At 60.7% G+C, this 8435-nt stretch carries 6 protein-coding genes and 1 pseudogene; 3 read left to right on the plus strand and 4 right to left on the minus strand.

Annotated features, from left to right (window positions below):
• Window positions 1-32: 32 nt before the first annotated feature.
• The 3 genes from HZZ13_RS26015 to pseG all read right to left on the minus strand — a co-directional run bounded on the left by HZZ13_RS26015 (window position 33) and on the right by pseG (window position 3843).
• Window positions 33-1433, minus strand: coding sequence for a surface carbohydrate biosynthesis protein (locus HZZ13_RS26015; RefSeq protein ID WP_197962348.1), 1401 nt, complete (start codon window positions 1431-1433; stop codon window positions 33-35).
• Window positions 1426-2538, minus strand: a complete 1113-nt coding sequence (pseI, locus tag HZZ13_RS26020; protein ID WP_197962349.1) for a pseudaminic acid synthase — start codon at window positions 2536-2538, stop codon at window positions 1426-1428. The genes HZZ13_RS26015 and pseI overlap by 8 nt, the downstream gene beginning before the upstream one ends.
• 210 nt (window positions 2539-2748) lie before the next feature.
• Window positions 2749-3843 (minus strand): UDP-2,4-diacetamido-2,4,6-trideoxy-beta-L-altropyranose hydrolase, encoded by a 1095-nt coding sequence (gene pseG, locus HZZ13_RS26025; protein ID WP_197962350.1) that lies wholly within the window; start codon window positions 3841-3843, stop codon window positions 2749-2751.
• Between the two features lie 152 nt (window positions 3844-3995).
• Between pseG and HZZ13_RS26030 the strand changes: the two genes are divergently transcribed.
• From HZZ13_RS26030 to HZZ13_RS26040, 3 genes are all read left to right on the plus strand, one after another.
• A complete protein-coding gene (locus HZZ13_RS26030) occupies window positions 3996-5396 on the plus strand; it encodes a capsular polysaccharide export protein, LipB/KpsS family (protein WP_197962351.1) in 1401 nt (466 codons plus the stop codon).
• 11 nt (window positions 5397-5407) lie between these two features.
• Window positions 5408-6157, plus strand: coding sequence for a glycosyltransferase family 2 protein (locus HZZ13_RS26035; protein ID WP_197962352.1), 750 nt, complete (start codon window positions 5408-5410; stop codon window positions 6155-6157).
• A 151-nt stretch (window positions 6158-6308) separates the two neighbouring features.
• Window positions 6309-7271: a UDP-glucuronic acid decarboxylase family protein gene (locus HZZ13_RS26040; RefSeq protein ID WP_197962353.1), complete on the plus strand. Its 963-nt coding sequence runs from the start codon at window positions 6309-6311 to the stop codon at window positions 7269-7271.
• A gap of 192 nt (window positions 7272-7463) precedes the next feature.
• Here HZZ13_RS26040 and HZZ13_RS26045 read toward each other — a convergent pair.
• A pseudogene (locus HZZ13_RS26045) lies at window positions 7464-8435 on the minus strand (hypothetical protein); the annotation flags it as partial.

Raw genomic sequence — 8435 nt, forward strand, 5'->3', positions numbered from 1 at the left:
TAAAGTAGCACTGCATTTTCTCGATAAGCGCGTCAGCTCGCTTCGATCAATTGCAGGCTGGCACCGCTGATAACCCGAGCCATCCATCGCGTGTCACCAACGACCTCGCGGACAAAAAATTGTCGTCCGTCCGCAGCAACAGCATCTATCCTCTGAAGTACGGCGCCGACCGCGTCAACTGTGAACGCTTTCTTTTGACGGCGTAGCTCGATCTCCGCCGAGCCAAGACGACGACGTATGGCGGAGCTTGCCTTGTATCCCAGCGCGGCTCGGGTCATGGCAACTGCGCGGCCGCGGGACGAAAGTCGCGGCAGGGTGCCGACACGCACCTTGCCACGGGCCGCCGCGATAGTTTCGAGTATAGCATCGGCAACACGGATCGAACTTGCGCCGTCGACAGCTGTAAATAGATCACTGGTGATCTGGCGGCGGAGCTGCAGGGTTTCCTCGGCAACCGGTGGCATCCGCCCTTCCAGCCCCTGCTTTACCAGCGCGATCAGATCCGATTCTGACCCGACAGGCCGGCTCACTTGTGCTGCTGCCTGAACACGCAAGGAGGGCGTATTGAACCATTCCATGCTCAGCGGCTCGACATCCAACATCATCGCCTCAATGGCTGTCGAGCAATTCTGGTGAATCAGCAGGCGCGCCCCGTTGATCCACTCTATCGACGTACCTTCCTGCCGCACCTCAAAATTCGGATAGACGCCCAATGCATCGTATGATCTGATGTTTTCAAATGGGTGCGGGCGCAGCACGAAATGCACGTCGGGGTAACGCTCCGCCAACTTCATCGACATCTCGAGTGTCGATCGATAGGCATGTCGGGCTTCGATGATGACCTGATTTGCGTAGTCCCTAGAATAACCTGCGTTGACGATGGTCTCCACCTCGTCATCCGGCCCGTTTGAAAACTGAGGATTCACACTCGGGAAATTCGTATTGAGGAGCACATAGCCCGCACTGGCAGCCGGCCTTGACAGTGCCGCGCGCCATGGCCCCGCACAAAAATCGTAACGCGGACATCCAGTCGCACGAAGGATATGCGCAGGCACGGTCCCGTGCTTGAGAAAGGCCGCCCGTTGCGCCTGCCCCCACACGCAGTAGAGGTCGAGCAGAGCGGTCGAGCCTGCGTTCTTGACCAGCGTGGCGAACTGGTCGGCATTGTGGCCGCCAATCCCCTCAGTATCCAGTACACCGACCAGTATACCTGCTCGCTTGTAGAGCTTGATTAAGTCGGCATTGTTCGGCCGCGTGTAGTTCAACAACACCAGATCCGGTTTGAGCGCCGGAACATCGGATCCTTGCTCGTACATTGGAACGAGCGTGACTTGCACACCTCGAGTAGCGAGTTCCCGCCCAAGCAGAACCAAACCCTCGAGATCGCGTAGCGGATTGTCGACGATCAGACAGACATGCGACTGGTCAGGCACGGACGTTCCTCGGCACGGCCTCTCGCGGCTCGGCAACCTGATCGTCGATGGCCGTCAGAAGATCCCAGCTCATCGGCGTGCCCTTGCGTACGGTGCGTCCGATGCGCTTGCCGATCAGGGTCGCGAAATACTTCGGCGGCAATCCAAGACCAGGGCGAATGATCCGCAGGTTCTCCTCTGTCAGGACATCTCCTGCCTTGAGATCTTCGGCTACGTAGAGCGAGCGGCGGAAGGTTCGCGAGTCCTTTTCCTTCTCGGTCACCCCATAATGGACCTCGCCCAGCGCCATCCAGGCGCGCTCGGTCTCAACGACCAGCGAGGCCATCTCATCGGGCTCCATGGAGAAGGTCGAGTCCACCCCGCCCTCAGCGCGCGCGAGCGTGAAATGCTTCTCGATCACGCTGGCACCGAGTGCCACGCTGGCCACGCTGGCACCGATACCGAACGTGTGATCCGATAATCCGATCTCGCAACCGAACAGCGCACGCATATGCGGGATCGTCAGAAGGTTCGTATCAGAAGGAACAGCCGGATAAGTGCTGGTGCATTTCAGGAGGATCAAATCCTTGCAGCCAGCTTCCCGTGCGGCGCGCACAGCCTCGTCTATCTCCGCCACCGTCGCCATGCCCGTCGAGATGATGACCGGCTTGCCAGTCGACGCAACCTTGCGGATCAACGGCAGATCTGTGTTCTCGAACGAGGCGATTTTGAAGCAGGGCACGCCGAGTTCTTGCAGGAAATCTACCGCAGTGGCATCGAATGGGGACGAGAACGGGATCATTCCGAGTTCACGGGCCCGCTCGAAGATTGGCTTGTGCCATCCCCACGGCGTGTAGGCCTGCTCGTAAAGCTTGTGCAGCGAGTTGCCCTTCCACAGACTGTCCGGATCATCGATGACGAACTCGCCGTGATCCAGATCCAAGGTCATGGTGTCGGCGGTGTAGGTCTGCAGCTTCAGTGCGTGGGCGCCGGCTTTCGCCGCGGCCTCCACGATGGTCAGCGCTCGATCAAGCGACTGATTGTGATTGCCCGACATCTCCGCAATGATGAACGGCTGGTGCGCCCGGCCGATTAGGCGTCCAGCAATTGCGATCGTGCCCGTCATCGATTGCTCCTGATAGCCACGGGTCGCGGCGCCACTGCACTAAGGCAGCGACCCAGCCCCTCGCTTGTTTGGCCAAAACCTGCCCTCGTTTCAAAGCCGAACGTACTCGAATACGCCCCAATGCGAGCCCGAAAGCAGCACCCACATAGGCGCGCATCGCCAATTAGTCAACCGAATCGACCGGATCTCGGACTTGCTTTGCCTTGCAAATCAGGGAAAAATCGCGCGACAGACCCGTTCCGCTCCGTCGCCGTCGACGAGCGTCGCTGCGACTTCGCCCAGACGCCTGGTCCGTGCCCGATCCGCCGCGAGCGCTTTCACCGCGGCGGCAATATCATCTGCCGATACACTGGCCGCGGAACCGAGATGGACAAGCGCTCCCTCCTTTGCCAACCTCGTCAGAGACGGCACCTGGTTTTTTGCAATGTCGAGGGCCAGCACGGGTAGCCCCAGGCAACAGCGCTCCCAGTTCATTACGCCTCCCGCTCCAATCGACAGGTCGGCACCCCTCATCAACTCCGCAATGTTGCTCGCGCTTGGATGCAGCGCCACGTTCGGCATTTGTTGGCAAAGCGCATGGACCGAATCTCTGTTCGGATTGGACGGGCCGATCACGACGTCAACAGCAAGCTGCGACGTTGCAAGGATCGCAATCGCCGTCAGCGCTTTCGCGGTCTCGTTGGTCGGATCGGAGCCGCCGAAGCAAATTAAGATGCGGCTAATCTCACCGTTTCGCGGGGTGAGGAGTGCGCGCTGCTCGGCGAACTCCGGCCGCAGCAACGCGTACCCCGGCCCGAGCAACTGCACGCAGGCAGCTGGGACGCGATCACGATAGCGCACCTCCATTTGGAAGATGAGGTTCTGGTCGAGCAGCATCTCGCAATCATGGTCGCGGTCAGCAAGATCATCGATGACAAGAATGCGCAAACCGTCGCGCCGACAGGCGCGTTCCCATCGGATATCGAGCGCGTAGTGATCGACGATGAGCCATTCGACCCGACCGATCTCCGCGAGGGCGCTGCACGTCTGTTCAGCATCTTTTTGCCGTGTCGTCGGCAGCCAATGCGCGTGCGGGAGGGCGTGATCGCCTGGCTCGGGGGCCGGCTCGGCCGGGTCAGGCAGAAGCCGGACCGCGTGTCCCGCCCGCGCGACCATATGCCTAAGGCCTGCAGCATGACTGCGCATGAGGAAGTATGACCTGACCTCCCTGCCTGCGAGTGCGTTGGCAAGCGTAAGGCACCGCGTCAGGTGACCCAGCCCCATCTCGACCGATGCATCGACGCGAAAGACGACCACTTTATCCATGAGTTCGAGCCAGTCTCCTGTCCGGGATTCCCGACAGCCGGGTCTATGGCACTCTTACCACGATTCAATGGCGGAACCCCGTTCAATCTCCCTTGAGCTATCGCAAAGGCTCCTATATGCGGAAACCGCAACAGAGTAACCCTGCCCCAGTTATGCCCGCCGACAAGACAATTCTGATCACGACTCTCGCGGAATACCAGACGCGGTTCTGGATTCCGGTTGCGCAACGCTTGCGCGCGGCGGGTCATGAGGTCGAGCTGCTTGCCTTCGACGATCGCAGCGCCGAGATGTCGGCGGCCGAGGGCGTGCCGGTCACGAACATGTATCGCGAAAGCCTCGAGGCCGGCCCCTCGCCCGATGATCGCGGCGCGTTCGATGCGCGTGTCGCGGCCTACGGGCTGGACGGGACCAATTTTCTGTTCAGCCATGAGCGCTTCACCTTCGGCATCCGCGATACTGCCGCCTTACGCCGGCGCTTCATGATCTATGCCAACGCGATGGAGACGCTGCTCGACCGGCTGGAGCGGCAAGGCAAGCGCGCCGAGCTCGTGCAGGAGCTCGGCGGCTTTCTTTCGGTGATCGCAAGCTTCTACGCGGCACGGCGCCGCAACATCCGCAACTGGTTCATCGAGCCGTCGTTCTTTCGCGGCCGCATGTACTTCACGCCGGACAGCTTTTCCGCTCCCGATATGATGGCGGAGCCCGCAGAATCCATCTCCCCTGACGTACGCGCCTATCTTGACGACACGCTGACGCAGCGCGCGATCGTGATTCCTAAGAAGGATCAGCATCATTATTCGGCGGCCTTCAAGAAGGTCGTCAATTTGCGCAACGCCAACCGTCTCGTCGAGAAGCTCTGGGACCAGTTCGCGCTCGGCAAACACCAGGAATTCGGGCACAATCTGCGTCACGCCCAGGTGCATGCTGCGATGGCGCTCAACGCGACGCGGCTGCGCAAGCTCTACCAGCCGCTTCCCGAAAAGCCCTTCGTCTACTATCCGTTCCACGTGCCGGCAGATATGGCGCTGACGCTACGCTCGCCGGACTATCTCGACCAGGTCGCAACCGTCGACTTCCTGCTGCGCACGATCCCGGATTCGCATGTGCTGGTGGTGAAGGAGCATCCTGCCCAGATCGGTGCAATCTCAGCCGCCCGCCTGTTCGAGCTCGCGCGACGATTCGATAATTTCGTGCTATTGCCTCCGCAAACCAACAATTACACCGTGCTCGATCGCGCCGCTGCCGTCGTCTCCGTCAACAGTAAGTCCGGCGCCGAAGCGCTGCTGCTCGGCAAGCCCGTGGTGGTGATGGGCGACGCGTTCTACCGCTCCTGCCCGCTGGTCTATGCGGTCGATCGTCTGGCTGATGTCCCCGCACGGCTGCGCGCGGCGCTCACCGCCGGGCCGTTCGATCCCGCCAAGGGCGCACCCTATTTCGAGTCGGCCTGGCGACGGTCTTATCCGGGCGAGCTCTATGTCAGCGACACCAAGCTGCTCGACACGTTTGCGGCCTCCTTGCGTGCCGCAACCGCCGCGCCTGCCCGCGCGAACTGAACGGACCCGCCATGCCGCTCGTTTCGATCATCACGCCATCCTGGAACGTCGAAGGCTTGATCGAGGAGACGATCCGCTCGGTGCAGAGCCAGACATTCACCGATTGGGAGCTCTTGATCGCCGACGACTGCTCGACCGACAAGACCCCTGAGATCATCGCCGGCATCGGCGTACGCGATCCGCGCGTCAAGCTGATCCGACAGGCGAAGAACGGCGGGCCGGCGCTGGCGCGTCAGGCCTCGATCGACCAGGCGACGGGCCGCTATCTCGCCTTCCTCGACAGCGACGATCTGTGGCTGCCCGAGAAGCTCGAGCGGCAGCTCGCCTTCGCGAAAGAAAAGCAGGCCGCCCTCAGCTACACCGCCTTTCGACGCATCAACGAGACCAACACGGTGGCCGGACGGCTGATCGGGGTGCCGGTCTCGCTCACCTATGGGCAGCTCCTGAAGAACACTGCGATCGCGACGCTGACCGCGATGGTCGACCGCGAGATTGCAGGTCCCGTGGCGATGAAAAACGAGGGCTACGACGATTTCTGCCTATGGCTCTCGATCCTCAAGCGCGGCCATACCGCCTACGGCCTCAACGAGGATCTGGCGCGCTACCGGGTCAGAGGCTCCTCGGTCTCCAGTCGCCCGCTGCGCTCGGCCAAATGGGTCTGGCAGATCTATCGCAATGTCGAGCAGCTCTCTTTGCCGCGATCGGCCTGGTGCTTTGCCCATTGGGGGGCTCGGGCCTGGCTGAAGCGGCGGGAGTTCTAGAGGTATGGCGGGAGCCGATTGAAGAAACAAAACAACCCCATGCACAGTAGAGGTATTTTGACACCTCCATCCAACCCCATTTCGCTATTGGCGAGTCCGGCCGTTGCCGATACCACTCGGCGCTCCCGCCGCGGACAATCTGGAACCGATCATGCCGTTTGAAAACTACAGGAACAGCCGCATCCTCGTGACCGGGGGCGCCGGATTCATCGGTTCGCACCTTTGCGAGCGGCTGCTGGATGCCGGCGCCGAGGTGGTGTCCGCGGACAATTATTTCACCGGCAGCCGACGCAACATCGCCCATCTGATCGCAAATCCGCTGTTCGAGGCGGTGCGGCACGACGTCACCTTCCCGCTCTACATCGAGGTCGACGCGATCTTCAACCTGGCCTGCCCGGCCTCACCGATCCACTACCAGCGCGATCCCGTGCAGACCACAAAGACCTCGGTGCACGGCGCCATCAACATGCTGGGGCTCGCCAAGCGGCTCAAGGCGCGCATCTTCCAGGCATCGACCAGCGAGGTCTATGGCGATCCGCTGATCCATCCGCAGACCGAGGATTATTGGGGCAACGTCAACCCGATCGGCATCCGTTCCTGCTACGACGAAGGCAAGCGCTGCGCCGAGACGCTGTTCTTCGACTACTGGCGCCAGCACGGCCTGCCGATCAAGGTCGCGCGCATCTTCAACACCTACGGCCCGCGCATGCAGCCGAATGACGGCCGCGTGGTGTCGTCCTTCATCGTGCAGGCGCTGAAGGGCGAGCCGATCACCGTGTTCGGCGACGGCGGCCAGACCCGCTCGTTCTGCTATGTCGACGACCTCGTCGAGGCCATCATGCGGTTGATGGTGACTGGGGAAGACGTCACCGGCCCGATCAATCTCGGCAACAATTCCGAGTTCACGATCCGCGAGCTCGCCGAGAACGTCATCAAGCTCACGGGCTCGCGCTCCAAGCTCGAGTTCAAGCCGCTGCCGCAGGACGATCCGCGTCAGCGCCAGCCCGACCTCAGCAAGGCGAAGGCAGTACTGAACTGGGAGCCAAAGGTTGCGCTCGAGGACGGCCTTAAGGAGACGATCGCCTATTTCAAGCGTATCCTCGAACTCGCCTGATTGGCAAATGTGGCGCCCGTTGAACAGCCAAGGGAATGCGACGCAGCGGAACTCGAGCGCAGATCGAGCCCCGCTTGGCATGTGAACCCTTCAGCTTAGAGCGTGATCCGGAAAAGTGTGCAGCGGTTTTCCGAAAAGATCATGCTCAGAGGCTAAAGCGCAGATGACGATTCATCCTAATCGCATCGCGCTTTAGTGAATCAGGAACGCTCGCGTCAGAAGTTCGGTCATGTGGGATAGGCTGGCATCATCAACATGGGAGAAGGCCAGATCACTCTGCTGGTTTTCCCAAGACCCATGATCAGAGAAGAACGCTTGCAGATCGAAGTGAAATCCGGCGCCCGGCAGGTCGTTTGAAAAATCCGGCGATCGGCTGTCGATTGAGCCACGCGCCTCGAACTGCCCAATGGGCTTGATCTCAGGTTGGAAAGCGAAACCTTCCTGAGGAGGCGGGAAAAAATCTGGTAGGGATGATGCGTCGGCCACAGCAGGCGCTGCAGGAATCCCGATAGTGCCGTCGCCGTTGAGGTCTTGCTGGAACGTGGTCTCCAGCGACTGAAACGACGCATTCGTACCCGTCACCTCAGGAACGATATTATTGATATAGTTGCCGTTGCTATCCGTGCTCCAGGCAGTGTAGTGACCTGACACCGAGTCCTTCCAGGCCACATAATATCCGCCGGCGGTCTGCTCGGCCCCGATCGGCGCCCAGGTGCCACATGCAATGGCACTGACCGGCGAGCCGGAAATCTTCAGGATGGGCCCACTGCCCGTGCTGATCGCGTCAAGGTAGAAGTTATCCCCCATCTGCACCAACTTGGTGGAGCCCTGCATCTCAACAGTTTTGACGGGGACACCGATGCTGCCATCACCATTGAGGTCTTGCTGGAAGGTAGTCTCCAGCGACTGAAACGACGCATTCGTACCCGTCACCTCAGGAACGATATTATTGATATAGTTGCCATTGCTATCCGTGCTCCAGGCAGTGTAGTGACCTGACACCGAGTCCTTCCAGGCCACATAATATCCGCCGGCGGTCTGCTCGGCCGCGATCGGCGCCCAGGTGCCACATGCAATGGCACTGACCGGCGAGCCGGAAATCTTCAGGATGGGCCCACTGCCCGTGCTGATCGCGTCAAGGTAGAAGTTATCCCCCATCTGCAC

Source organism: Bradyrhizobium agreste (genome assembly GCF_016031625.1).
Lineage (GTDB): Bacteria > Pseudomonadota > Alphaproteobacteria > Rhizobiales > Xanthobacteraceae > Bradyrhizobium > Bradyrhizobium agreste.